This window comes from Pseudomonas sp. NFX183, assembly GCF_047943075.1.
Taxonomy (GTDB): domain Bacteria; phylum Pseudomonadota; class Gammaproteobacteria; order Pseudomonadales; family Pseudomonadaceae; genus Aquipseudomonas.
Map to the genome: position 1 here is coordinate 5,825,614 of NZ_CP181333.1, position 24,738 is coordinate 5,850,351.

Sequence of the window (24,738 nt, forward strand, 5' to 3'; positions counted from 1 at the left end):
GCGTTGATGTTTTCAAGGATTAATCGTGAGGGCAGGTGAAGGTTTGAAGTTGAAGGCCGTGACCCTGCAGGTGGCGTTCACCGTGTGTGGGCCGGCAATGCTGAACGTGCCGTCGGCGGCACTCCATTGTGTGGTCAGCACACTTGGCGTCAGGCAGCTGTCATACGGAAACTTTTCGGTAAAGCCAGAAAGCGTTGCGGTGGTGGCATTGGTCGGCACCAGTGTCCACGGCAAGTTCAACGGGCCGGAAATACCACACAGCGCATTACCGGTGAACGTGGCACCGGTGATCGATGCGCTTGAGCCGTCCGCCGCGACTTGGCCACTGAGTGTCATCGTGCATGGAACCGGGGTAAACACCAGCAGCTTTACCGCGGTGGCGATTGAGCCCGAGGCGGTAAATGCAGCGCCCGCCGGGACAAAGGTGGCTGCGCCTGCAGTGGACGAGACAGCGCCCAGGGTGAATAACATCGAACCCAGGAGGGCCGTTTTCTTAAGGCTTTGCATTGTCATGTTCCCCAGACAATAAGTACCGTACCCAACCGGCTCCGCCGGTGGTTTTCCCGCAGCCGGCGCCTCACGCGAGGCACCGGCCTTTCAACGGGTGATCAGCCCTTTACGCAGTTGCGCGCTTACGGGTTAACCGTCAGCGTTGGCGCCACAACACTCAGGGACACCACGGTGCAGTTGCCACTCAGCGATTGATTGCTGGCCGACAGGGTTTTGCTGGCCGCAGTCCACGCCACAGCGATAGGGGTAGGACCGCAGTTGGTGGAGGGCAGCGAGGTGATCTTGTAGCCGACGTTGGTCACGGTACCGGTGGTGCCGGTTGCAGCGGTCAGCACCCAAGGCAGGTTGGTCAGCGTCGGCAAGGCGCAGAGACCGCCGCCGGTCAGCGAAGCACCGTTGATGGACGCCACGCCACCGCTGACGTTGCCGGTAAAGGTGATGCCGCAGGTTACGGCCGCACCGAACGACGAGGGCGACTTCACAACGATGGTGCCGGGGTTGGTCGTGAACGGACCATCCGGGGTGATGGACGCCGCACTGGCCATCGAAGCGGCGCCAAAGCACAGAGCAAAAGAAGTTGCACAAACGAGGGTTTTCAAGCTTTTCATTGTTTTTCCTCACATGTTATGGCGAGTCATTTCGCCAGGGGTAATGGCCATGATCGAGAGGTCACGGTGAAACTGCAGAACTTCCCTTTCCAGCCAAATCTCAATTCAATTACCGCTGCATCTTATTAATCGGTTTATTCGACCACTTTGAAGGTCGGCGGCATCGTGATCGACACCGTTTTGATCTTGCAGTCTTCGCCAATCGGAACATTGGTGGCTTCCAACTTTCGGGTGGCGTTGTCCCACGTGCCATCGGCCGTAGAAGGCCCGCACTTGCCGCCCAGGCCGAAGGCGTGAACATCGACGCTGATCTTTGACATGGAGCCGCTTTTGGCGTCTTTGGCAACTAACACCCAGGGCAAGTTGGTTGCCTCGACGCGGCTGCATTTAAGGCCGCCGTCGAATTCAACTTTATCGACATTCACCGATGAACCATCGGCTGCGACCTTGCCGGCCACCTTGATGGTGCAATCGGCGCTGATCAGCGCACCCTTGGAAAAGCTGATCGGGCCCTGGGCAGTAAAGGCGCTGCCGGCCGGCTCGATGCGTGCGGCCTGGGCCTGGTGGTAAACAATCAGGCCCAGTGCGGCCAGTATGATATGTGCGGTGAACGTGGCAGGGCTGTGCATTATGTACGTCCTTCCCTTGAAGTTATTGTTGTAGGGTCAAACAACTTTCTTGCCATCAAACTGATAAACCTTGGGCGATAAAAACCTGCGCGATACACAGATCCCGAGTTCACCCACGGCTGTGTTACTTCACCTCAAAACGGCTTGGCGCTGTTGCTGTACTTCTCCAGATACTTCAAACGTTGTGACGGTTGAAGATTGGTCAAGGTGATATCGCCGGCGTAATGATTCAACACACGATGGTCCATGCGACGTCGCCACAAGTACGGCACATAGGCCCAGACAATCATGCTCGCGTAACCATAAGGAAGTTGCGGCGACTCATCAAAGTGGCGCAATGACTGATAACTACGGGTGGGGTTGGCATGGTGATCGGAATGCCGTTGCAGTTGAAACAGAAAGATATTGGTGACAATACGGTTACTGTTCCACGAGTGCCGCGGCGAGCAACGTTCATAGCGACCGTTGGGCAACTTCTGGCGTTTAAGCCCGTAGTGCTCGACGTAGTTCACCACTTCCAGCAACGAGAACCCGTAGATGCCCTGAATGATCAGGAAGGGAATCACGGCCGCGCCGAGCCAGGCAATCATCGCGCCCCACAACACCACGCTGTACATCCACGCGCCGAGTACGGCGTTCTTCCAGTGCAGTGCCGGCAGGCCGAGTTTGCGCAGACGTTCGCGTTCCAGGTTCCAGGCCGACACCGCGCTGAACCACACCGAGCGCGGCAGGAACGCCCAGAAACTCTCACCCAGACGTGAGCTGGCCGGGTCTTCCGGTGTGGCCACGCGTACGTGATGGCCACGGTTGTGTTCGGTGTAGAAGTGCCCGTAGAAGGTCGGCGCCAGGGTGACCTTGGCCAGGAACACTTCCAGCGGCTTGGGCTTGTGCCCCAGCTCATGCGCGGTGTTGATTGCAATGCCGGTGGCGGCGCCGGTGGACAGCGCCATGCCCAGGTAGGTGAACCAAGTGATCTCACCGTGCAACTCGGTGCGCGCGGTAATAAACGCTGCGGTCTTCGCCAGCCAGCTCGACGGATCAAGGCTTGCAGTGGCATTGAGCAGGCCGCCGTTAATGATCCAGTCGATGCCACCGGCGGCCAGCCAGCCGGTCACTACCACTGAGGTGATCACGAACAGCACGCCGGTGTAGACGATCCAGCGGTAGTAGCTTTGCGATTCAAGGTTGCTGACGGCGGATTCTGGCGGGTTGCTGACGTCTTCACCGAGCAGGCCGTCGATCAATGGAATCAAGCCGAAGATCACCAGCACGCCGACCCACCACAATTGCTGTACGCCTGTGGTGATGGCCAGGGCGCCGGAGAGCAATGGGGTCGCCAGGGGCATGATGCCCAGCCACCACAAATGACGTTTGCCGTCGGTCCAGACGGTGGAAGTGACCAGAGTCTGGTTCATGGCAGCCTCCGGACGAGACAGCTTGGAGATGCGATAAAAGGCGTTTTTTTCATTATTTTATTCGCTCTTAGGCACTTCAAAAATTGTTTCAAATTATACATTGAAATAATTTTTTTAAATAAATAGCGCGGAATCGTTAGGTCGTCAACTAGTTTCTCGAAGGCTTTTTGACGTGACCGGCCAGTCTCTTTTTCAGCCGTTTGGTCAGGTGTCTAAAGCAGGCATCGACGCCGTTGTGCCGCGAGTCGGGTGACACCATTATTTGCTCGCCAAGGCAAATGGCGGGTGCAGCACAGCAGCGCTTTGCGGAGGGCGAACGCGCTTGGCCACCTGCTCCACCAGCGCAGCCACGCGCTCTGTGGCGGTAATTGGCAGCATATGGCCACGCCCCTCCACCACCTGCATCTTCAGCCCGGGCACTTTGCTTGCCAGGGCCTGGCCGTGCTTGTGAAAGTCCAGCACGTTGTCGCGCGCCCCATAGATCAGGCCGATTGGCAGGGTCAGTTGCGGGTAGCGCTTGACCATGTCGGGCAAATGGTCGTTAACCGTATTGATCTCGGTGGAGGCGGCGTAGAAGTTGTCCGGACGCATACCCAGCAGCCCGCCGCCACGCGTGGCGAAGTCTGACGGCGCGGCATCTGGGGCGAACACGCCCTTCACCACCGCGCCTCTGGTCAGCAGGCCGACGGGCACGGTCAGTGTGTGTGACATCCACCGTCGCAACCAGCCCGGGCGCACCGCCAGGGACAGGAACACCGGCGGCAACATACGCTGGGGATGCGTCAGCGGCGCCACCAGGATCAGCCCGGACACCGCGTGTGGATGGTCAAGCGCCAGCGCCAGCGAAATCGCCCCGCCGAGGGAATGCCCCAGCACCAGCGGTTTATCCAGGTCCAGGGTTTTGATGAAGGCCGCGATTTGCCGAGCCTGGGCCGGCAGGTCTGCCGCAGTACCCGTTTGCCGGGTGGAATAGCCCGAACCCGGACGGTCCAGCGTGATCACGCGAAAACGCTCACGCAGTTGGGCGGACAAGGCATAGGTCAGGTTGCGACTGCTGCCCATCAGCCCGTGAATCATCACCAGCGGCGGGCCTGCGCCTTCCTCGACATAATGAAAGCGCTCGCCATCGACCTCGACGAAGCGCCCGTTGATCGGAACAGTGGCTTCTATACGCCGCGTCATCCAGGCACTGAAGCCCCACAACAGCGCACTCGCCACTCCTAACACGCCCGCAGCGACAACCCATTCAACAGCCATAGCTCGGTCCTCTGCTTCCCTGCCGCTGGCGACCTGACCGGTATTGATCAAGGCCTCAGCCATCGTCCACACCCTGGACCTAAACTTCATGCATACCGTGCTCGTCCGTCGGACAAGTCGCACATGCGTAACAAGGTCCTAGCGTAGGCGAAATTTTCAGGTAGATTATTTAAAATCTTTTTTAAAATAATTAATTCAATTTTTCTTTGCAATGGTGTTCTATCTAAAAGACACAACAAAAACAGGAGCACATCGATGCCCACGAGGGACAAGCCATGAATGCCCACAGCGATTCAATCGACATCGCCATCATCGGTTCCGGTTTTGCCGGCCTGTGCATGGCGATCAAACTCAAGGAAGCCGGGATCACCGACTTCTTTATCGCCGAACAGGCCGAGACGCTCGGCGGCACCTGGCGCGACAACCATTACCCAGGCTGCGCCTGCGATGTGCAGTCGCATGTGTACTCGTTTTCGTTTGCGCCCAACCCCAACTGGACGCGGCAGTTCGCTCCGCAGGCGGAGATCCGCGCCTACCTTGAACACTGCGCGCAGCGTTTCAAGCTGACGCCCTACCTGCGCTTCAACATGGGCCTTGAACGTGCGGTGTTCGATGAACAGCAGCAACGCTGGCAACTGAGCTTCAGCGATGGCCGCAAGATCAGCGCGCGGGTGCTGGTGTCGGGCATGGGCGGGTTGTCGCGCCCGGCGCTGCCGGATATTGCGGGGCTGGACAGCTTCAAGGGCAAGCGCTTCCACTCCCAGCAGTGGGACCACGAATATTCATTGAAGGGCAAGCGCGTGGCGGTGATCGGCACCGGCGCCAGTGCCATCCAGTTCGTCCCGCAGATCGCGCCGCAGGTGGCGCATCTGGACCTGTTCCAGCGCACGCCGCCCTGGATCATGCCCAAGCCCGACCGCGAAATTTCGCGGGTCGAGCGCTGGGCCTTCAAGCACCTGCCCTTCACCCAACGCCTGGTGCGCGGCGCCTTCTACTGGGCGCTGGAAGGCCGCGTGGTGGGGTTTGCCCTGCACCCGCGGTTGATGAAAATGGTGCAGAAAATCGCCCTGCGCCACCTGCGCAAACAAGTGGCGCGCCCTTCCCTGCGCAAGACCCTCACCCCGGACTACACCATCGGCTGTAAGCGCGTGCTGATCTCCAATGACTACTACCCGGCGCTGTCGCGCAGCAACGTCGAGGTGGTCAGCGACACGGTGCTGCGCATCGAAGCGGATGGCGTGATCACGGCCGATGGCATCAAGCACCCGGCCGATTGCCTGATCTTCGGCACCGGTTTCCAGGCCACCGACCCGCTGCCCCGCGATTGCATCATCGGTCGCGACGGCATCGACCTGATGGACGCCTGGCGCGACGGCGCCCACGCGTACAAGGGCACCACCGTGCCGGGTTATCCAAACCTGTTTTTGATCGTTGGGCCGAACACCGGCCTTGGGCATAACTCGATGATTCTGATGATCGAGGCCCAGGTCACCTACATCCTGGATGCCATTACGCAAATGCAGCGCCAGCGCATCGCCACGGTCGAGGTCAAACCCACCGTGGAGCTGGCCTATAACCAGCAGCTGCAAGCCCGGCTCAAGCGCACCATCTGGAACACCGGCGGCTGCCAGAGCTGGTACCTCGACCCGCGCACCGGCAAAAACACCACGTTGTGGCCCGGTTCAACCTGGCGGTTCAAACGTGACACGCGGCACTTCGCGCTCAAGGACTACGTCGCCGAGCCGTTGCCCGCCTCGACACCCCGCCCGGTTTCGACGCCCCACTCCACCGCAGAAGGCAGCCTGTCATGAAGTCATTCAACGGCCGCGTGGCGGCAATCACTGGCGCGGCGTCCGGCATGGGTCGCGCATTGGCCCTGGCGCTGGCACGCGAAGGCTGCCACCTGGCGCTCGCGGACAAGAACAGCCAGGGTTTGGAACAGACCTTGGCGCTGATCAAGACCTCGACGCTGTCCCCGGTGACTATCACCACCCACGTGCTGGATGTGTCCGATCGCCAGGCCATGCACGACTGGGCCGCCCGCTGCGTGGCCGACCACGGTCAGGTCAACCTGATTTTCAACAATGCCGGCGTGGCGCTGTCGAGCACCGTCGAAGGCGTCGACTACGCAGACCTGGAGTGGATCATCGGCATCAACTTCTGGGGCGTGGTGCATGGCACCAAGGCATTTTTGCCGCACCTCAAGGCCAGCGGCGACGGACACGTGGTCAACACCTCCAGTGTGTTCGGCCTGTTTGCCCAGCCCGGCATGAGCGGCTACAACGCGAGCAAGTTTGCGGTGCGCGGCTTTACCGAATCGCTGCGCCAGGAACTCGATCTGCAACGCTGCGGGGTGTCCGCCACCTGTGTACACCCCGGGGGAATCCGTACGGATATCTGCCGCAGCAGCCGCATCGACGCGAACATGACCGGCTTTCTGATCCACAACGAGCAACAGGCCCGCGCCGACTTCGAAAAGCTCTTCATCACCGACGCCGACCAGGCCGCCAAGGTCATCCTGCAGGGCGTGCGCCACAACAAACGCCGCGTGCTGATCGGCCGCGACGCGTATTTCCTCGACCTGCTCGCCCGTTGCCTGCCTGCCGCTTATCAAGCTCTGGTGGTGTTTGCCAGCAAGCGCATGGCGCCCAAACAGCGCACGCAGGTGTTTGAAACCAACGACGAACCTCGTCTCTGAACAGGAGTACCCACGATGCTGCCCATCCGTCGCGATATCCGTTTTGCGTTGCCTGCCGAGCGCATCAAGAACTGGCACGAACAAGGCCCGTTCATCACGCACTTCTTCAACGCACTGTCGCTGTTGTTTCCCCAGGGCGAACTGTTTTTCATGGACAGCGTGCGCCACTACCGCCAGCGCATCGACGATCCGGAGTTGAAAAAGGAGATCCAGGGGTTCATCGGCCAGGAAGCCATGCACAGCCGCGAGCACGTGGCCTATAACGACCTGATGCAAGCTGCCGGCCTACCGGCGCACACCCTGGACCGGCGCCTCAAATTCATCCTCGACCTGCAAAAAAAACACCTGCCACCGTCGTTCAACCTGGCGGTGACCATCGCCCTCGAGCACTACACGGCAATGCTCGCGGAAATCCTGCTGAGCGACCCCACGCGCTTTGGCGAGTCACTCAAGGGCTACCAGCAAATGTGGTACTGGCACGCCCTCGAAGAAACCGAACACAAAGCCGTGGCGTTCGATGTGTGGAACACTGTGATCAAGCCCGGGCCTGGGCGTTACCTGCTGCGCACCGGCACCATGCTGACCACCACGGTGTTGTTCTGGCTGGTGGTGATGGATTTCCACCTGCGCCTGCTGATTGCCGACCGCAAGGCCGGTGGGCACGTGAAGGGCTTCTGGCGCATGCTCAAGTTTCTCTACGGGCCCAAGGGCGTGTTCCCGCGCATGCTGCGGCCATGGCTGCACTACTTCAAACCGAGTTTTCACCCCTGGGACCACGACAACCGCGCGCGGCTGGCGCAAATCGACAAGCTGGTCGAAGAAATCGAGCAAACGCAGCGTGAATTCGCCGCCACGCCAGCTTAATCCCGAGTGGCCGCACGCTCGCGCACAAAGCGCTCCAGCTGATCGCCGGGCAGCGCCTTGCTGAAATACCAGCCCTGAACAAACAGCTCGGTGCCGGTATTGAGGAAGGCCAATTGCTCGGCGGTCTCCACGCCTTCGACCACCACCCCCAGGTTCAGCGCCTCGCAAAAACGCAGCATGCCGGTCAGCACACGGGCGCCTTGGGGGTCGTGCTGGGCCACCACAAAGCTGCGGTCGATCTTGATGAAGTCCACCGGAAACTGGTGCAGATAGCTCAACGCGGAAAACCCGGTGCCGAAGTCGTCGATATAGACCTTGGCGCCAATCGCCTGCAATTTCTGGATCGTCTGGCGTGTGGCCGGAACATCGCGCACCAACGCATCTTCGGTGATCTCCACCGACACTTGCCCATGGGCCTGGGCGAGAATGCCCACCAGGCGCTCGCCATAGGCCGCATTCGTCAGGGTGGTACTGGAGATATTGATGGTCATCGGCAGGGCAAAGCCGATTTTCTTCCAATGCTGGTACTGGCGCACGGCCTGGGAGGCCACCCAGACATCCACGTCCGGCATCAACCGCGCCTGCGCCAGCCACTGCAGAAACTCCCAGGGTGAGTGCACTGTGCCCTGGCTGTCGCGGGCGCGCATCAGTGCTTCGCAGCCAGTGCACAACCCAGTGCGCGTCGAGACCTGAGGCTGGAATTCGAGGTAGAACTCATAGTCGCTGATCTGCTGGATACGGCTCAGCTCGACGGCCTGGCGCGCCAGCACCTTGTGGGATGCCAGCACCGGGTCCAGTTCCAGCAGCCGGCCCTTCTCCTCCAGGCCGCGAAAGGTCATGTCCAGCGACTTGAGGTACACGGTGCTGCCGCCACTGGACTGGCGATGAATGGCGCGCACATAAGGCGCATACACCAGCGTGCCGATGCCCAGTAGCGCCACTTGCAGCACCACGGCCGCCAGGTCGCCGTGGGTACTGAGGTAGGCGTTGAGCAGCACCGGTGCAGTAAACGGCACGCTGGCCACCGCCGGTGACACCCAGCCCAGGTGTACCGCCGTCAGCGCCAGCATGGCATTGAACGCCGGCACCAGTAAAAACGGAATGAACAAGCGCGGATTGAGAATGATCGGCAAGCCGAACAGCAGCACCTCGCTGACATTGAATAACGACAACGGCAGACTGGCCATCGCCAGCAGGCGCATGGACTGGCTCCTGGAAAACAGCAGGATCGCCAGCAACAGGCACAGTGCACCGCCCGACCCACCGATAAACGCGAAACACCCCAGCAGGCCGCTGTTGAGCGCGTATTTGATCGGCTCACCCGCCGCCAGCGCGGCGCCATTGAGCAGCACCGCCTGGTCCAGCACATCGAACAACGGCTGCAGGGCATACGCGCCGTGAATGCCAAAAAACCACAGCACAGAATTCATCAGGGTCACAAACAAACCGCTGCCATAGGGCGATTGCAGCGCATCGAGCACCTGCGGCCCTTGCAGCTGCGCCACGGACGGTATCTGCAACAGCAACGACAACATCGCCACCAGCGACAGCGCAGTGATAGTCCCCGGCACCACCATGTTGATGGTGCCCCGCAGGTTATGGCCCACCAGGTCTTCGTTGACCAGACGCGTCCAGCGAAAGCGATGCAGCCAGGCCACCGCCGGTACATTCAGCAACGGCGAGGCGATGGCGATAAACAGTACAAACGTCGCCGACGCCCGCGGGTAATCGCGCAAGACGAACGTGGCGACCACCACATGCGCCAGGCACAGGAACGCTACCGGCAATTGCGGCAGGCGATACTGGATCGCCAGCATGTAACCAATGGAGGCTGCCACCAACAGCGGGATCACCGAGCTGATCTGGTTATGCAGCCCAGACAAAAAGGCCACCACCTGCGGATCAAACCCCAGCGCCTTGGCGCACTCGGAAAGAATCAGGAAACCGGCCGACACCAGCAAACACGGCAAAATCCACAACAGGCCTTCACGGATGGCCCGTAACGATTCCGTGCTGGCCAAGGCCGCAAGGCGCTGGGTGAGGAAAAGTTTGAACAGCGTTTGCGCCATGACCCGTCCCCCTGCCCATCGCCCTCTGCCCGTGGTCGGCAGCCTCGAAATCCCCTGCAACGCTACACGGCCAGAGACCGGGAGCGAAAGGCTTTTGCCGTGACACGCGCAATTATTCAGAATTAATTTAACCCCCCTGATCCTTGTTGGTCAGGGTGAGTTAGCCCATCCTTTGCAGCTTAATTCTCGAACGGACTCGAGCCCAGGCCTTGCTCCCTGTGCTTTATACGCCATCAAGGTGCCTGCCGATGCGAGCAATCCTGCCGCTGACCTTTGTATTACTGGGTTTTTCAAGCGCCGCCGTCTACGCCAGCGTTACAGATTTTCCTGACGCCCAGGCCAGCGGTCCTGCTCGCCTCAAATGGATGGTCGGCGCCCCGCCGCCGCCGGACCGCACCGTGCGTTTTGACGATGGCAGCTATTTTCGCTTCCCCGCCATGCGCTGGCGAACTGGAGCCGGCTGGGCAGTGAACAGGACGCCTATTTCACCGTGGACTCCATCGGCACACCGTTTGCCGGTGGCGGCTTGAACGCCGGGCTGCGGGACATGGCCCGTTTCGGTGAAATGCTGCGCAATGGCGGCAGCTTCAATGGCCAGCAGATCGTGCCTGAAAGCGTGGTCAAGGATATTCGCCAGGGCGGCGATAAAGAGGCTTTTGCCAAGGCAGGCTATAGTCAACTCAAGGGATGGAGTTATCGTGCCATGTGGTGGGTCACTCACAACCCCGATGGCGCCTATATGGCCCGCGGCGTCCACGGCCAGAGTATCTACATCCACCCCGCGGCCGAGATGGTGATTGTGCGCTTTGCCTCCCATCCGGTTGCGGCCAGTGCCGCGAACGACGGTGTCACCTTGCCGGCCTATGCGGCCCTGGCACGCTACCTGCTCGAAAACCCGAGCACCTGAGCAACATCCATCATCGGGCAACATGATCTGCGCCAAGTCGTGAGCCCTCCTCAAAATGTACTATCGGCGTGTTTTGGCTCCCGTAGGAAACGGAGCCCAACATCAAGGAGAACTGTTCAAGATGCAATACAAGCTGTCCCACAACCTGCGTCCACTGATGTTCAACGCCCTGCTGTGGGTCGTCGGCGTCACTTTGTTGTTCATGGCAAGAAATGCCATCGAACACCTCACCGGACCCGTCGAAGAAACCTGGCTGGACTTGGACCTGGCAGTGATGCTGGGTGCCTACCTGTTATTTTTCTTGCTTGAGCCGATACGAAATCGCATAAGCCGCCGCTTTCGCAAATACCTGCGACGCTGAACACCTCACCACAGGCCCGCTACCGGCGCCCAAGCCCCCAGGAGTTTTACCTTGTCCCAACCCGGCGATAACCACCAGCGCGCCCTGGACAGATTCTTGACCGAACATCCGGAGGTGGCCACGCAACTGGACACCCTGAACCCGCTGGCCGCTCAGGCCAAGCGCGAAACCCTGGAGCAGTATCGCGCCGAACGCCTGCATGAAGCCTTCGAAGCCGAAGCTGAACGACAGAACCTGTTTGCCTGGGAGCTGACACTCAAGTTGACGGCCGATTCACCCGAGGCCTTCGAAGCCCAGCGCCTTGAAGTGCACAAGGAAGTCGCACAAATGGCCGGGTTGAGCTGGGCCGACTACTGCCAACTGCATGGCCTGGCCCATTGAGCGTTGGGTTACAGCCACCCGCGTCGAGGGTGGCTGGCTATCGCCTCGCGTAACTCGGCGACGCTCAGCACTCGGCGTTCAGGGTCAACCGCCAGGGCCGAGCGCAAGGCTGGCCAGCAGCGCTTGGGCAGTTGCCGAGGCCGAACCAACGCGTGCATGGGCTGACATCCACCCAGGCGTTGCCCATGGGCCAGCTCGTACACGACGCAAGCCACGCCATACAGGTCGGCGGCGGCGCTCAGCGCCCCGCCGGCGAGTAATTCCGGGGCAACATACGCGGGTGTCCACGCGTTGAAACGGTCGCGATTCAAACTCGGCAACCCCGCCGCCCCCGGCACTTGCTGATGGCCCAGGCCGAAATCAAACAACCGCACACCTTCTTCGCTGACCATGACATTGGCGGGTTTGATATCGCCGTGCAGTACGTTCTGCTGATGGATGTAAACCAGTGCATCCAAAAGCTGTAGGATCATCGGTTGCAGTTCTCGCCAGGGCAAACCGGCGGGGCACTCGGGCAGCAGCCGGTCAAGCGTGATGCCATGCATCAATTCCATCGTGAAAAACGCGGCCTGGCTGGTTGTATCAACCTCGAAGGAAAATGCCCGCACCACACCGTGGTGGCGCAGGCTGCGGGTCAGGGAAAACTCGCTGTAGAGCAGCACATGCGCGTCCGGGCACTGAGACAAAGTCTCGCCCAAAAGCTTGATTGCCACGCTGGAGCAGGACGCACCAAATTGCTCGTGCAACAAGTCACGAGCGCGATAAACCACGCCCATCCCGCCCCTGCCCAATTCGCGTTCGAGGTGATAACGCCCGGCGAGTAAGCCTGGCGCCATTGATGTGTCATTCATGGCTGTACCACCACGGCGGTCAAATCATCCCGCGCGGGCCTGCGCAATACCGTTGCAAATAAACGGTCGACCACCTGCTGCGGCGTGCCCACGCTCAACGCACGCCCCAGGTCAGCGTGACTGAGCGCCTGATACAACCCATCGCTGGCCAGCAGAAATACGTCCCCTGGCCGGGTGCTGAGCTCCAGCACCTCAAGCTGCAGCAGCGCTCGCGCACCGATGGCCCGGGTCAATGCCCTGGCCTCCGGGTGGGCCCGAGCTTGCGCCACACTCAATTGGCGCTCATCCATGAGGCGCTGCTGCAGTGAATGATCGCGCGATAATTGGTAAAGCCTTCGCTCGCGCCACAGATAACATCGACTGTCCCCCGCCCACACACAGGCGGCACGCCCCTGCTCAAGCAGCAATGCCACCACCGTACTGCCCATCGTGACGTCGCCGTGCGCGTCAGACCTGATACCCGCCTTCGCCAACTGCTGGCTGACGTGTTGCAAACGTTGCCGAGCCGCGTTGACGCGTTGATCAAGGTTACCCGTGGCAGACAATGAAGCGAGACTGCGAACCACCCACTGGCTGGCCACATCACCGCCCTGGTGACCGCCCATGCCATCCGCCACGGCCCAACAGCTTTGCCGCGGACCGTCCAGGAACGCATCCTCGTTACGCGACCGGGCCTGGCCCTGTTGTGTGCGCCCGGCACTGCGCCACTCAATAGGCCGACTGCTCACAGTTGCTCAGGCAGGCGGAAAGTGCGCCACGCCTCCATGTCAAACGGGCTGGGCGTACGCTGACTGGTCAACAGGTAATTGGCCCGCAGCCCGGCAAGGTCGGCCTTGAATATCAGCGCGTTCCTGCCGCTCGCCGGCTCTCGCTGCATCAAGTCAAAAAACCTGAACAACGACCAGGCGCCGGTATCTTTCTCGATACCCAGGGGGCGTTGCTCCGTGCCCCGCTCCAGTACCAGGCTGCTGCGACCGTTGTCGGCCTCCATCGGCCAATCAAACACCATGGGCACGATGGGTCCATGGCGATATTCCAGCTGTTTATCGCCAAAGCGCAGGGTCGCCCGACTGACCGACTGATCCAGGCTGTAGGGCGCCACGGTAAATCGAACCGACACCTCACCCTGCGGTTCAGTGAAAAACACCTGGCGGATAACCTCGGCTTTCGTCAGTTGATCGAGCACCGAACGCGAGACCGGCAACCCACTGCCATCCAGACCACGCAACCTGTAACGGTTGCCGTCAACACTGACGAAAGGCCGCAGGTAGCTTTCATAAAAGCGCGCCATGACGCCCTGGGGTTTGAAGAACGCTTGAAAGTCATTGAGGGCGACATCGCTGCTCGCATGAGCATTGAACGGGTAACGCTGGCGGATCGCCTTGGCATACAGCCCATACACCTCACTGTGATAGCGCTGGTTGACGTGCGCATAGGCCCCGTCCAACAAGTGACGCCAGCTGTTGTCAGCCACCCCCTCAAACCAGCCTGCGAGCGGCAACGGTAACCGTGCAGCAGCGTCACGCAGAGTGCCGAGCACATCCTGCTGCCCCTCCATTCGCCGCTTTACCCGTTGAAAAGCCGCCTGCTCGGGCGAGCTTTCGCGGTTGAGCGCAGCCAGTTGCAGGTGCAACTCGTCGAGCAACCGCAATGCCTGCGTCAACTCGACGCCAGGGTTGTGCTGCTCGTCGAGCAACTGGTGCAATGGCTCAAAGCGTCGTTGCAACGCTCGGCGGGCAGAGTCTGGAAGGACGACCTTCGCCCCTTCAGCCACAGCCGTCTGAGCGATCACCCCCAACGCTCCCGTCTGAGCGGGTACGTTGGCCAAAGGGTCATGACCGGGCAGCAAACGCGTGTTTTCACGCAACAGCAGCAACAATTGCATCAGCGGCGACTGGGCTGACGTCAAGCCCGCGAGCTGTTCGGCATCCTGCCTGAGGCTGTCGCTCTGTTGCAGGCTGACACGGCCAAGGGCGGCACTCCAGGTATCGGCATACTCACTGAAATAGCGCTGCTGCAGCTCAATCATCAGCCGCCGCAAATCCATGACACTGAGGTCGGCGCCCTCCCCCAATACCCAGTTGTCCTGTGCAATGGCATTCACCAGCCGCGGCCCCTGTGCCTCAAAGTACTGCCAATACCTTTTGGTGTAGAAACCGGGAATAGGTGGATCAATGGCCGCGAATACCTTGCCCTCGACAAGCCGCAAAGGCTCGAGGTTGCGTGACTGTTCGCGCAACGCCCGGTAAACCACATCCGCCAGGGACTCACCCCGCAGTGCTTCGCGAGCCTTGGCCACAAGGGCTTCATCGAGCGGCGCAATGAACGGTTGCTCAAGCAGCCGCGCCAAGTGTTCATTCAGGCGTTTGTGCACCGATGCGTCACCTGGATAACGCGCAGACCAATGGTCTGCCATATGCTGTGCCAGCCACCCGGTATCACGGCGCTCCCGCAGATTGAGCATCAGGTAGGCGCGCAGGTTTTCCAGCAGTCGTTCGCGATTGCCAAGGTTGGTGCGAACTTGCTCCTCGAGCAGCACTGTTAGGCGGTCCAGTAACAGCTGCTGCACGGCCAGCTGATACGCGTGGGTCAAGGGTGGACGGCTCAAATCACCCTGAAAAAGGCCGGCGCGCTCGATAAACCGTGCATCTTCTGTTGCAGGGAAAACCTGCGTCGCCGCCCAGCGGGCATCCAACAGCGCCAGCAGTGTGAGGGTGTCGTCAGCATTCTGCGCAGCGGGGCCAGGTTGCACCGCCAGTGCAGCCACTTGCGTCAGGCGCTGCTGGTTGACGGTGTAGCTGTGCGTCCACAGCCACCCTGCGCCCCCGATAACCAGCACAACGGCCATGGCCAGTAACCCCTGGCGCAAATGGATGCGCCGTTGCTCCGGGGTCTGCAGACCGGCGAGGTCTGCCTCGGCAAAGATCACCCGACTGAACAGGCCCTGCACGAAATGACTGTGCCTGTCGCCGGCGCAGGTCAAATAGAAGCCCCGCAACCCGCTGATGCGCTGATAACGATGGGCGGAAAAAGCCGACTCCACGAACAGGCACAAACGCTCGCCGAGTTGCGCCGCCTGCTGGGGGAAGTCGAGCATAAGGCCACGGCGCTCGACATTACGCTCCTGATGCAATCGTGTAATCAGTTCACCGCTCAAACGCTGCAGCAGCTCGTCGAACGCGCGGCGCACCTGTGCGATGTCGACGCCGCCCTTGCCAACATCGAGTGGCTGGCCAAGCACGCTTTCTGCCTCCTCTCCCTGGGGCGCATCGAAAAATTCGGCAAACCCCGGCACGCGGTCAGCCTGGGTCAGCACCAGATACACGGGAACGTCCACGTGCAACGTTTGCTGGACCTCTTGCAGGCGCGAGTGCACCTGGCGAGCCTGCAGGTCCAGATCGTGCTCGTTACGGCCCAACAATGTTTCGACCGACAAAGCCACCACCACGCCATTAAGCGGGCGCACTCGGCGCCGCTGCCTGAGCAGACGCAACAGCATCGACCAGCCGGCGGCGTCCAGCGTGCTGTCAGGTTGTGTCAGGTAACGCCCGGGGGTATCGATAAGTACGCTTTCGCCAGCGAAATGCCATTGCGCATGAGCCGTGCCTCCCACTGGCATTGCTTCTACTCGGTCAAATGGCAGCTGTAAGCCCGCCGCCGCCAACAGCCGCGTTTTGCCGCTGGCTTGCTCGCCGATCAACAAGTACCAGGGCAAGTTATTACGCCATCGCTGGTTATGCCCTGCGTATCGCGGCGAGGTTTTCAAGCGCTGGAGGGCCTCTTTGAAGCGACCGCGTACCTGTCGCTGCTCGTCCTCAACCCATCCCAGTTGTTCATGGTGTGCCTGGCGTTCAGGTCTCTTGAGCTCAACTGCCCGGCGTACGCCGACGAGGACCATTGCCAGCCCCCACAGCAGAAACAACACGCTGATGGTGACCAGGCGCGCACTCGCGCCTTGCCAGAAGCGGTGATCATCCACGGCCAGCAGCGGCCCGAAACACCACACCAACGCCGCGCAGGAAAGCACCAGCAACAAGCTCCAGACCCAAATCGTGCCCAGCACGGTGCGCGCGTTCTTGAGGAATGCGTTCATTCATTGCTCCCAGCGTTTACAAGGGCGTCTGAGTCAGTTCCGACGCCGAAAATTGAAAGGGTTGCAGCGCCCTCGTGGCTTCTTCGCCCAGTCGCCAGGCAAATCCTGTGTACATCGCCAGCAAACAGGCCAGGGTAAAGACTGCGACCCAAGTCACCGGGATAACGGGGAGCCGTTTACGGCGCGCACGCCCTGCTCGCGTGGGCTGCAAAGGCGCCGACAGTGGCTCGCCTCGCACGTGCCTGATCTGTCGGTACAAGGCATCACGCACGGCTTCAAGTTGGCTGACACCTCGCTCCATGATTCGGTATTTGCCTTCGAATCCGAGGGAGAGGCACAGGTACATCAGTTCCAGCATTGCCAGGTGCTTGACCGGGTCGCGGGACAGCCGCTCCAACAGTTGGAAAACCTTCTCCCCACCGAAGGTTTCGTTGTGAAAGCGGCTCAACAGGCTCATCTTCGACCAGTCGCTGCGGCTGCCCCACGCCGTAGTGACTACAGCTTCATCGACGACGCTGCACAACACATAGCGGGCAGACATCACCTGGCTGCTCTCGACACCACTCTGCAACGCGCGGGCTTCAAACTGAGTGACCGCCAATGCCATTCTGTCGTTGACCGTGCCCAAGCTTTCGCGGCCAGAGGCGCTTTTGAGCTGAACCACTTGCGACAACAACGCCCATGCGGCCTCAACGAGAGAGTTGAACCCCATCTTGAAGCGCGGGGTACCTTGCTCGTGGGCGGCGTAGATCATTCGATCTTCCAACTGCTCAAAGCGTGGCGGCGCAGGGAAGTCCGTGATCGGGCCGTGGCCCGGCCCACGGCCCTGATGGTCGAGCAAAACAGTCTTTTCATCCTGCAGGTATTCACTGTCCATTGTGTTCAGTTCCTGATGGCCCAGAAGTTGAGTTCGAGCGCTGTAAATTCACCGCCTACATGGAAGGCAAACCCACCCGACTGCTCCAGCTGCGTGATGTCGCGGGCACTCAGATCCAGCATGAAATAGGTTTTGCCTGCATGAAACGGAATCTGCCGTGGCGCCACAGGCAACGGTCTGACCTTGATTCCCGCCAGGTGCAAGTTGACCAGCTCGCGTATGCGCTCCACCGGCCCGACCTTCAAATGCGAAGGCAGGCGATGGCGCAATTCCTCCGAATCACACTGAGCAGTGGCCGCCAAAATAAACGTCGCAGTGCCGAGCAATTTCAGGTCGCTCACCGGGCATACCAACACCCCGTATTGGCGTTGCTGCAACGCCAACTCGATGGCGTGTTGCTCAAGCACCATTGACAGCACGCCACGCACGCCCTCCATCAACCCGCGAAAACTTTCACCTTGGTCTTCATGTCGATAACGCACATCCAGGTGAGCACGTTTGCTGTCGTTGGCGAACGTTGATAACTCACCGAACAGCGACAGTAATGCCCGGAACAAGGCTTGCGGGCGAACGTGGGTCTGGCTCAGGCAGTGACGCAATTCCAACTCGGTACGATTGATCAATTGCAGCATCAGAAAGTCGCCTATTTCCGTACCTGCGGCGGTGCCTTCACCCCGAATACGCGCTGCAATGGCATCCCCACGGCTGGAGAGCAAGCTGATCACCTCCTTGAGGCACGACGGCAAATAGCCGTGGCCCTGAAGAAAAATGAAGGATGGAATGAAGTCGGCATCCAGGCTCACGCCGCCTGCATCGGTCGACTCCAGCACTTGAGCAACCTTGAGTTTGACGAAACTCTGCTCGCTTGGAGGGTCGCCCAGCAGCAGACGCAGGTCAGGACGCGCGCAACTGATGTGACAACGGGAGTCGACGCCGGCATTCGAATCCCCCACCTCAATGTCACACGCCAGATAGCGGGCCAGGACGTCGGTTTGCTGCTGGCGGCGAACTTCGTTCTGATTGCCGGTATCCAGCGGCAGCGCGAGATAAATCGGCTGTTTGCCGGCGTTGGCGGGCACCTGCAAGACCAGCGGCTCCATCGCCCCGCCCAACTCGAACAGACTACCGTCCGGCAATACGCCACTGGCCTGGTTGACCACCACCTTGCCGAAATTGAGGTATTGCAAATCGACTTCCAGCGTCAGAAACCCCCACGCATCAGCCCCCAGCAAGCGCGTCCGATTGAGCTGCTGGTGGTAATAGCGATCGTTGTGCTGCAAATGCTGCGGCCGTAACAGCATGCCTTCCTGCCAGATGACTTTATGAACCTGCATATCACTCGGACTCCTGGCCATGCATGGACGACGAAACACGAATACCGGCCTGGTCCAGCACAAGATCGGCACGGGTTAACTGCTGCGCGGTAATGGGCACGACCCACCGCCATTGAACATGGGGCAGATCTCGATAGGCTGCCAACACGCCCAAGAAACGCGTGCCGGGCTCGAGCCCGAGCTTGAGCGCCAGCCGCTCACCCGGTCGCAGTTCAAGTTCCTCACTGCCCAGCCAGTCCTTGGGCAGCGACTGCTCGGCATTGCTGTACAGACTGAAGAAGTCCGCATTCTCAAACGCCACGGCGTGACGCAATTCAATCAAGTGCACCACCACCGGAGACGGCCTGCCGTGCAGGTCGGGGTTGACTTGCTCGCTGGCGGCCAGCGCCATGTCCAACTTGGTCAAGGTAGAAAACGGCGATAGGCTGCTGCAGCCGGCCAACAGGCCGAGCAAAAGCAGCGTTGTTGCAAGCGCGACTCGAAACATAATGTTCATCCTGGATAATCGACGTGCAGGGTTGAGATCAAGCGCACCTGCTCTTCGTAAGCCTTGGCGAAGTCACTGCCCGGCAGGCGATCGGTGAACTGCTCATCCTCGAGCAAACGCTGGTAGTGACGCTGATAAGCCCGCCAATACCCACCGTCGGTAAAAAATCGGCGCCGTTGCCCCTGGTATTCGAAGCATGTCAGCAGATGACCCGGGGCAAAGCTGCTGCGCGTAGCGCGCAGTGCATTGCGGCAGGCCGCCAGTAACGCAACCTGATGGACTTGCATATCCCGGTGGGCCTGGATGATGGCGTGTTCGGCCGGCAACTGGCCAAGATCCTCGGTGCCCAGCAGCACCGCCATTGCGGCATCGGTTTCGACGCTGTCTCTCAAAGGGCTCCGGCGCCTTTGCAGCGTCTCGAAAAGCGGCAGATTCAGCTCGCTTTTGAGCTCTTCGCAAATCCGCAGGCTTTGTTGCAGACCTTCTACCTCCATACGCAGCAGGCGCGCTGCTCTGATCGCCAACGCCTCGCGACCCGTCGCATCAAGGGCTTCCAGGCTAATACCCAGTGCTGTCGCAAACCGCCCCCAAAAAACGTCGCTGCCCGCTGCTGGCATCGCATCGGAGCGAACCGGGACGGCTTCCTGAGCGGGTTCGGCGCGTCGGGGTAACGTCAGATGGTCCCTATTGGTCACCCGATCGTCGGCCCACGGACCCGACGTGCCGCTCCCATCTGCCAATGCCTCCAGGTCCTGCGACGTGGTCTGACGCTGCTGCTCGACGTCGAGCGCTTGAATTGGGTCCAGCGCCAGGTAGGCATCATCGGGAATCAGCCCTGTGTTGGCGTCCCATTGCTCACCGCAAGACTGCGTCAACGCCACCAGTTTTGCCCGAATCGACAAGGTTCCCAGTTGAAAAATGTCGCCATCACTGATCAATCGCGCCTGCCCCTTGCGCAGACGTTCGGCGCTGCCGGCTACACCGATTCCGTTGCTGCTGATATCCGTCAACAGGTACTGGCCCTCACGATAGGCGACCAAACCATGGTGGCTGGAGAGCAGACGGCTGGCGTCCGGAATCACCCAGTCACACCCGGCACCACGACCGATCACGCCGCCTGCAGCGCAAAATAGCTTGCGCGCCGTGGGTGCGCGGCTTCCGTCCTCGGTACCCAAAAGCTCAAACACAAGTTGCATGGTCAGCTTCTCCCCTTTCACTGGCCACGATTGATCGACTTGGGCTCACCCAGCGGGCGGTAGTCAGCGTCGTCAAACACGTAATTGGCGCTGCAGCCACTCAGCAGACACAACACAAGCACAACGGCTTGCCACGGACGATCAGGCATCACGTTTCTCCCACAGAAATAAGCTTGCCCTGCTCGATACGGCACAGGCGTCGGTCATGCATGGCAATGCACAAAAGCACACTTCAGCCCTCGCCTCTGGCATCGTCGAAAGGAATGTTCAGGCGCGCGAGACGATAGAGCAGCGTGCGCCGAGCAACCCCCAGTTCACGGGCAGTGCGGGTTCGATTGCCACGGTTCTTGTGCAAGCAATCAATCAGAAATACGCGTTCCACTCGCTCCATACGCTGGCGTAGCGTCACATCAACGGCATCGGTCGCATCCGGGGCCAGTGGCAACGACAAATGCGCCGGCAGAATCACACCGTCGTCACACAGCAGCACTGCGCGTTCCACCAGACACTTGAGCTCGCGGACATTGCCGGGAAAGCCATGGCTCGACAGTTGATCAAGGGCGGTATTGGACCAATCGACAGGCGCCCGCCCCAGCGCAGCGCACGCCTTGTCGGCGAAGTGCCGCGCCAGCTGCAACACATCGCCATCGCGTTCACGCAGGGCAGGCAATTGAATGGGGAACTGTGCGAGCCGGTAATAAAGGTCTTCACGAAAACTGCCTTGCGCCACCATTGCAGCGAGGTCGCGGTGGGTCGCGGCAATGATGCGCACGTCAACCTTATGCGCGACGCTGGCGCCCAACGGGCGGATCTCGCCCTCCTGCAAGACCCGCAGCAACTTGGCCTGCAATGACAGCGGCATGTCGCCGATTTCATCCAGCAGCAACGTACCGCCATGCGCGGCGTCGAACAGCCCCGCATAGTTGCGCTCGGCACCGGTGAATGCCCCTTTGCGGTAGCCAAACAGTTCGCTCTCGAGCAAACCTTCTGGAAACGCAGCGCAATTTTGCACCACGAATGCCTGGGCACTGCGTGGCCCGGCCGTGTGAATCGCCCGCGCCACGACCTCTTTGCCGGTGCCGGTCTCACCACGCAACAGCACCGTATAAGGGGTCTGCAGGACTTTGCCGATCAGGTGGCAGGTTTCTTCCATCGCAGCGCTGTTGCCGATCAAGCCATAGGCCCCTGCAGTCGACCCACCGCGCGGTGAACGGGCAATGGCTGGCGCCGGTTGCATGCGACGCAGCATAAGCAGTTGGTTCACGGCGAAACTGCCGAATTGACCCAGCGATGGCGCGTAACCCAGCAGTGGCGTCACACGCCAGCTCGCGCACAGGAGTACGCCTGTGACGGCATTGGTGCGGTTGAACAGCGGAACACACAATAGCGCACGCCAGGGCGCCCGCGCTGTCGGCAAAAAGCCGCTGTCATAGAGGCTGCTTCCCACGTCATCAAGCCCCAGGCAACAACGCGTTCTCAGGACGTAGTGCAACAGCTGTTGGTTTTTCTCTGCCGGACGTGAAGTCGGTTCGCCGCCCGGCAGCGCCTCAGGCAAATGTTGAGCAATAAGCTCGAATTGGCCAGTCTCCTCATCCACCAGATATAGTTGAGTGAGCTCGCACTGGCTCAGGTGCGCAGCGCTCACAGCACATAGGCCTGGCAACGTCGTCGGGTCACTTTCCTGGCTCACGCGCGTGAAGCCGTCCAGCAAGGCGGCGGCGTACACCAGCGGTTCGGCCACTTGGGTAAACATAGCGTTCGTCATTGGCCGAACTCACAGCTGGGCAGGCCATTGCCATCCAACCCTGCATGCACCCACGACAAGGATTCATACGTGGCCATGGCACTCAGAACGCGATCGACCATTTGCGGCAGCAAGTAGCGCTCGATCCATTGATCGATGTACCGCGCACCACTGTCACGGTCCGCGCAGCGCTCGGCCATGTGCGCGATCAGCTCAGGGGAACACGTCAGGGCCAACTTGCGCCGATGCAACCGCTCACCGAGGCTTGCCAGTTTGAGCCTTACCACCTCATGCAGGACTGGACCGGCAATCGGGTAATACGGCACGACACGCATCCGGGCCAGCAGGGCCGATTTGAAGTGGCTACGCAACACGGGCTGTATAGCGTCCTGCAACACCTGGGCCTCAGGCCGCCGACCGTTTTCACACAGTTCGTTGATGCAGTCGCTGCCAAGGTTGGAAGTCATCAGGATCAGCGTGTTGCGAAAATCTATTTCTCTGCCTTCACCATCGTTGGCGCGGCCCTTGTCAAAGACCTGATAAAACAGGTTCAACACCTCGGGGTCGGCTTTCTCGACCTCGTCGAGCAGTACCACTGAATAAGGCCGCTTGCGCACAGCCTCGGTCAGGACTCCACCTTCGCCATAACCGACGTAGCCCGGTGGCGCACCGATCAAACGGGACAGCGCGTGTTTCTCCTGGTATTCCGACATATTGATGGTGGTCACGAACCGCTCACCGCCATACAAAAGCTGCGCCAATGCCAGCGCTGTTTCGGTTTTGCCGACGCCACTGGGGCCCACCAGCAGAAACACACCCACCGGCGCATCCGCGTTGTTGAGGCCCGCAGCAACCGCCCGCAAGGCACGATCAAGCACCTGCACGGCGTGCTCCTGCCCCAGAATGCGCGTGCGCAGGGCAGCAGCAAGGCTCAATACCTTTTCGTTGGGCTCCAGCGCCAGCTGCTCAACCGGAATGCCGGTCCAGGCACTGACCACCTCGGCGATCAAACGCGGGCATACCTCAAGTTTGTCCGATGACTGGCCAGCCTGTTGAATCCGCTGCTGCTCCACTACCTGACGTTCCTGCTCGATGGCGTCCAAGCGTCGGCCCAGCGCTTGCAATGCCTGAGCATCCACCGGCAGCCCCGCCTCGGCGTCCCGGCTTAACGCCTCATGTTGCCGCCTGCCTTCCGCCCGTTCCGCGTGCAGGTTCTGCAGCGCCTCAGGGGGCATTGCCTGACGCGTGCGCACTCGTGCGCAGGCGGTGTCCAGCACATCCACGGCCTTGTCCGGCAGCTGGCGGCCCGCCAGATAACGAGCGCTCAGGTGTGCCGCCGCTACGACGGCATCATCTCGGACGTAGACACCATGGCTTGCCTCATACACCGGAACCAGGCCGCGCAGGATCGACACGGCTTCCTCGACACTCGGCTCACCGACCAGCACTGGCTGGAAACGACGCGCCAATGCCGGGTCTTTCTCAATGTATTGCTTGTATTCCGACCAGGTGGTGGCCGCAATGGTGCGCAGAGCGCCTCGAGCCAACGCAGGCTTAAGCAGATTGGCCGCGTCGGAACCCCCTGCCGGGCCTCCTGCGCCGACCAGCGTATGGGCTTCATCGATAAACAGGATCACGGCCTGCGGCGAGGCGTTGACTTCATCAATCACGCCTTTGAGCCGCCGCTCGAACTCGCCCTTGAGGCTGGCACCCGCTTGCAGGAGCCCCATGTCCAGGGTCAGTACGCGAACAGCCTTGAGGGCATCGGGCACCTGCGAAGCGACAATTTTCAGCGCAAGGCCTTCGACAATCGCTGTTTTGCCTACCCCGGCCTCCCCGACCAGGATCGGGTTGTTCTTGCGGCGTCGCACAAGAATGTCAATCAGTTGCCGAATTTCACCGTCGCGACACAGCACCGGATCAATCAGGCCTTCACGCGCCTGGCCTGTGAGGTCATGCGTAAAACGCTGCAACAACGATTCTGTCGGCAAAGGTTCGGCCGCAGGTGCCTGGCTGGCGAGAAAATCCCGTACACGCTCTGCATCCAGGCGGCCCAGCACGGCCTGATAGCCAGCACCGGCGTACTCCAGCGGATGACGCAACAGCGCCAGCAGCAGGGCGCCGTCATCCACAAAGCGTTGCCCCAGCTCGAGATGGGCAACCATCAACGCTTGTTGCAACCAATGCACCAGCGCCTGAGAGAAGACCGGATTACGGGTTGCACTCTGCTCACTTCTTGGCTGCAACGTTGCTTGCAACTCGCTCATCGGCACATCAGCGTCGGCCAGGGCCTTGGCCAGCAGGCCGCCGGGCTGCTCAAGCAAGGCAAGCAGCAGGTCTTCGACGAGTACTTCTCGGCCACCGCGGTTTACACAACGTTCCGAGGAACGCTCCAGGTCGCGACGTACCTGGATTGTCAGCGTGCGTATAAGCTGTTGCAGGTCCACATTGATCATA

Annotated in this window: 22 protein-coding genes and 1 pseudogene; 7 read left to right on the plus strand and 16 right to left on the minus strand. The window is 60.6% G+C overall.

Annotated features, from left to right (window positions below; genetic code table 11):
* Positions 1-12: 12 nt before the first annotated feature.
* The 5 genes from ACM530_RS27125 to ACM530_RS27145 form a co-directional block, all read right to left on the minus strand.
* Positions 13-507, minus strand: coding sequence for a hypothetical protein (locus ACM530_RS27125; RefSeq protein ID WP_416363640.1), 495 nt, complete (start codon positions 505-507; stop codon positions 13-15).
* 125 nt (positions 508-632) lie between these two features.
* Complete coding sequence (gene praB, locus ACM530_RS27130; protein WP_145164422.1) at positions 633-1,118, minus strand: alkane oxidation protein activator PraB; 486 nt, start codon at positions 1,116-1,118, stop codon at positions 633-635.
* Positions 1,119-1,252: 134 nt separating this feature from the next.
* Positions 1,253-1,747, minus strand: a complete 495-nt coding sequence (gene praA, locus ACM530_RS27135; RefSeq protein WP_416363641.1) for an alkane oxidation protein activator PraA — start codon at positions 1,745-1,747, stop codon at positions 1,253-1,255.
* 134 nt (positions 1,748-1,881) lie between these two features.
* Positions 1,882-3,162, minus strand: coding sequence for an alkane 1-monooxygenase (locus tag ACM530_RS27140; RefSeq protein WP_145164426.1), 1,281 nt, complete (start codon positions 3,160-3,162; stop codon positions 1,882-1,884).
* Between the two features lie 258 nt (positions 3,163-3,420).
* Positions 3,421-4,419 carry an alpha/beta fold hydrolase gene (locus ACM530_RS27145; protein WP_416363642.1) on the minus strand — a complete coding sequence of 333 codons (999 nt, stop codon included), beginning with the start codon at positions 4,417-4,419 and terminating at the stop codon, positions 3,421-3,423.
* Positions 4,420-4,694: 275 nt separating this feature from the next.
* Between ACM530_RS27145 and ACM530_RS27150 the strand changes: the two genes are divergently transcribed.
* The 3 genes from ACM530_RS27150 to ACM530_RS27160 are packed head-to-tail and all read left to right on the plus strand — an operon-like array spanning position 4,695 to position 7,981.
* On the plus strand, positions 4,695-6,230 hold the full coding sequence (locus tag ACM530_RS27150) for a flavin-containing monooxygenase (RefSeq protein WP_416363643.1): 1,536 nt from the start codon (positions 4,695-4,697) through the stop codon (positions 6,228-6,230).
* The gene (locus ACM530_RS27155) at positions 6,227-7,117 is read left to right on the plus strand and encodes an SDR family NAD(P)-dependent oxidoreductase (RefSeq protein WP_145164432.1); all 891 of its coding nucleotides are present in this window, start codon (positions 6,227-6,229) and stop codon (positions 7,115-7,117) included. The genes ACM530_RS27150 and ACM530_RS27155 overlap by 4 nt, the downstream gene beginning before the upstream one ends.
* Positions 7,118-7,132: 15 nt before the next feature.
* Positions 7,133-7,981, plus strand: a complete 849-nt coding sequence (locus ACM530_RS27160; RefSeq protein ID WP_242197269.1) for a metal-dependent hydrolase — start codon at positions 7,133-7,135, stop codon at positions 7,979-7,981.
* Here the strand turns inward: ACM530_RS27160 and ACM530_RS27165 are convergent.
* Positions 7,978-10,050, minus strand: coding sequence for a PTS sugar transporter subunit IIC/EAL domain-containing protein (locus ACM530_RS27165; RefSeq protein WP_416363644.1), 2,073 nt, complete (start codon positions 10,048-10,050; stop codon positions 7,978-7,980). The genes ACM530_RS27160 and ACM530_RS27165 overlap by 4 nt on opposite strands.
* A gap of 248 nt (positions 10,051-10,298) precedes the next feature.
* On the opposite strand from ACM530_RS27165, the gene ACM530_RS27170 reads away from it, so the two are divergent.
* From ACM530_RS27170 to ACM530_RS27185, 4 genes and pseudogenes are all read left to right on the plus strand, one after another.
* Positions 10,299-10,580, plus strand: a complete 282-nt coding sequence (locus tag ACM530_RS27170) for a hypothetical protein (protein WP_416363645.1) — start codon at positions 10,299-10,301, stop codon at positions 10,578-10,580.
* Positions 10,502-10,957: pseudogene (locus ACM530_RS27175) on the plus strand (6-aminohexanoate hydrolase); the annotation flags it as partial. The gene ACM530_RS27170 and the pseudogene ACM530_RS27175, both read left to right, overlap by 79 nt.
* Before the next feature lie 121 nt (positions 10,958-11,078).
* A complete protein-coding gene (locus tag ACM530_RS27180; RefSeq protein ID WP_416363646.1) occupies positions 11,079-11,318 on the plus strand; it encodes a hypothetical protein in 240 nt (79 codons plus the stop codon).
* A 51-nt stretch (positions 11,319-11,369) separates the two neighbouring features.
* Positions 11,370-11,699, plus strand: coding sequence for a DUF6388 family protein (locus ACM530_RS27185; protein WP_106577839.1), 330 nt, complete (start codon positions 11,370-11,372; stop codon positions 11,697-11,699).
* Between the two features lie 8 nt (positions 11,700-11,707).
* Here the strand turns inward: ACM530_RS27185 and ACM530_RS27190 are convergent, their stop codons facing one another.
* The 10 genes from ACM530_RS27190 to ACM530_RS27235 form a co-directional block, all read right to left on the minus strand.
* Positions 11,708-12,550 (minus strand): serine/threonine-protein kinase, encoded by an 843-nt coding sequence (locus ACM530_RS27190; RefSeq protein WP_416363647.1) that lies wholly within the window; start codon positions 12,548-12,550, stop codon positions 11,708-11,710.
* Entirely contained in the window at positions 12,547-13,278 is a 732-nt protein-coding gene (locus ACM530_RS27195; protein ID WP_416363648.1) for a PP2C family protein-serine/threonine phosphatase, read from the minus strand. The genes ACM530_RS27190 and ACM530_RS27195 overlap by 4 nt, the downstream gene beginning before the upstream one ends.
* Positions 13,275-16,643 carry a type VI secretion system membrane subunit TssM gene (gene tssM, locus ACM530_RS27200; protein WP_416363649.1) on the minus strand — a complete coding sequence of 1,123 codons (3,369 nt, stop codon included), beginning with the start codon at positions 16,641-16,643 and terminating at the stop codon, positions 13,275-13,277. The genes ACM530_RS27195 and tssM overlap by 4 nt, the downstream gene beginning before the upstream one ends.
* A gap of 16 nt (positions 16,644-16,659) precedes the next feature.
* Positions 16,660-17,520, minus strand: a complete 861-nt coding sequence (icmH, locus tag ACM530_RS27205) for a type IVB secretion system protein IcmH/DotU (RefSeq protein ID WP_242197289.1) — start codon at positions 17,518-17,520, stop codon at positions 16,660-16,662.
* 5 nt (positions 17,521-17,525) lie between these two features.
* Positions 17,526-18,854 (minus strand): type VI secretion system baseplate subunit TssK, encoded by a 1,329-nt coding sequence (gene tssK / locus ACM530_RS27210; protein ID WP_242197293.1) that lies wholly within the window; start codon positions 18,852-18,854, stop codon positions 17,526-17,528.
* Position 18,855: 1 nt separating this feature from the next.
* A complete protein-coding gene (gene tssJ / locus ACM530_RS27215; RefSeq protein WP_416363650.1) occupies positions 18,856-19,341 on the minus strand; it encodes a type VI secretion system lipoprotein TssJ in 486 nt (161 codons plus the stop codon).
* A 5-nt stretch (positions 19,342-19,346) separates the two neighbouring features.
* Positions 19,347-20,537 (minus strand): type VI secretion system-associated FHA domain protein TagH, encoded by a 1,191-nt coding sequence (tagH, locus tag ACM530_RS27220; protein ID WP_416363651.1) that lies wholly within the window; start codon positions 20,535-20,537, stop codon positions 19,347-19,349.
* Between the two features lie 17 nt (positions 20,538-20,554).
* A complete protein-coding gene (locus tag ACM530_RS27225) occupies positions 20,555-20,686 on the minus strand; it encodes a type VI secretion protein (RefSeq protein ID WP_145164452.1) in 132 nt (43 codons plus the stop codon).
* Positions 20,687-20,769: 83 nt separating this feature from the next.
* Positions 20,770-22,302: a sigma-54 interaction domain-containing protein gene (locus tag ACM530_RS27230; protein ID WP_416363652.1), complete on the minus strand. Its 1,533-nt coding sequence runs from the start codon at positions 22,300-22,302 to the stop codon at positions 20,770-20,772.
* Positions 22,299-24,737 (minus strand): AAA family ATPase, encoded by a 2,439-nt coding sequence (locus tag ACM530_RS27235; protein ID WP_416363653.1) that lies wholly within the window; start codon positions 24,735-24,737, stop codon positions 22,299-22,301. The genes ACM530_RS27230 and ACM530_RS27235 overlap by 4 nt, the downstream gene beginning before the upstream one ends.
* Position 24,738: the final 1 nt, after the last annotated feature.

Bases quoted from the DNA above. Each gene is read 5' to 3' on its own strand.
- tssK (WP_242197293.1), bottom strand. From the start codon at position 18,854: ATGCAGGTTCATAAAGTCATCTGGCAGGAAGGCATGCTGTTACGGCCG.
- tssM (WP_416363649.1), bottom strand. From the start codon at position 16,643: ATGAACGCATTCCTCAAGAACGCGCGCACCGTGCTGGGCACGATTTGG.
- ACM530_RS27155 (WP_145164432.1), top strand. From the start codon at position 6,227: ATGAAGTCATTCAACGGCCGCGTGGCGGCAATCACTGGCGCGGCGTCC.
- ACM530_RS27180 (WP_416363646.1), top strand. From the start codon at position 11,079: ATGCAATACAAGCTGTCCCACAACCTGCGTCCACTGATGTTCAACGCC.
- ACM530_RS27170 (WP_416363645.1), top strand. From the start codon at position 10,299: ATGCGAGCAATCCTGCCGCTGACCTTTGTATTACTGGGTTTTTCAAGC.
- praA (WP_416363641.1), bottom strand. From the start codon at position 1,747: ATGCACAGCCCTGCCACGTTCACCGCACATATCATACTGGCCGCACTG.
- ACM530_RS27190 (WP_416363647.1), bottom strand. From the start codon at position 12,550: ATGAATGACACATCAATGGCGCCAGGCTTACTCGCCGGGCGTTATCAC.
- icmH (WP_242197289.1), bottom strand. From the start codon at position 17,520: ATGGACAGTGAATACCTGCAGGATGAAAAGACTGTTTTGCTCGACCAT.
- ACM530_RS27150 (WP_416363643.1), top strand. From the start codon at position 4,695: ATGAATGCCCACAGCGATTCAATCGACATCGCCATCATCGGTTCCGGT.
- ACM530_RS27140 (WP_145164426.1), bottom strand. From the start codon at position 3,162: ATGAACCAGACTCTGGTCACTTCCACCGTCTGGACCGACGGCAAACGT.
- praB (WP_145164422.1), bottom strand. From the start codon at position 1,118: ATGAAAAGCTTGAAAACCCTCGTTTGTGCAACTTCTTTTGCTCTGTGC.
- ACM530_RS27225 (WP_145164452.1), bottom strand. From the start codon at position 20,686: ATGCCTGATCGTCCGTGGCAAGCCGTTGTGCTTGTGTTGTGTCTGCTG.
- ACM530_RS27165 (WP_416363644.1), bottom strand. From the start codon at position 10,050: ATGGCGCAAACGCTGTTCAAACTTTTCCTCACCCAGCGCCTTGCGGCC.
- ACM530_RS27125 (WP_416363640.1), bottom strand. From the start codon at position 507: ATGCAAAGCCTTAAGAAAACGGCCCTCCTGGGTTCGATGTTATTCACC.
- ACM530_RS27235 (WP_416363653.1), bottom strand. From the start codon at position 24,737: ATGATCAATGTGGACCTGCAACAGCTTATACGCACGCTGACAATCCAG.
- ACM530_RS27145 (WP_416363642.1), bottom strand. From the start codon at position 4,419: ATGGCTGTTGAATGGGTTGTCGCTGCGGGCGTGTTAGGAGTGGCGAGT.
- ACM530_RS27230 (WP_416363652.1), bottom strand. From the start codon at position 22,302: ATGACGAACGCTATGTTTACCCAAGTGGCCGAACCGCTGGTGTACGCC.
- tssJ (WP_416363650.1), bottom strand. From the start codon at position 19,341: ATGTTTCGAGTCGCGCTTGCAACAACGCTGCTTTTGCTCGGCCTGTTG.
- tagH (WP_416363651.1), bottom strand. From the start codon at position 20,537: ATGCAACTTGTGTTTGAGCTTTTGGGTACCGAGGACGGAAGCCGCGCA.
- ACM530_RS27160 (WP_242197269.1), top strand. From the start codon at position 7,133: ATGCTGCCCATCCGTCGCGATATCCGTTTTGCGTTGCCTGCCGAGCGC.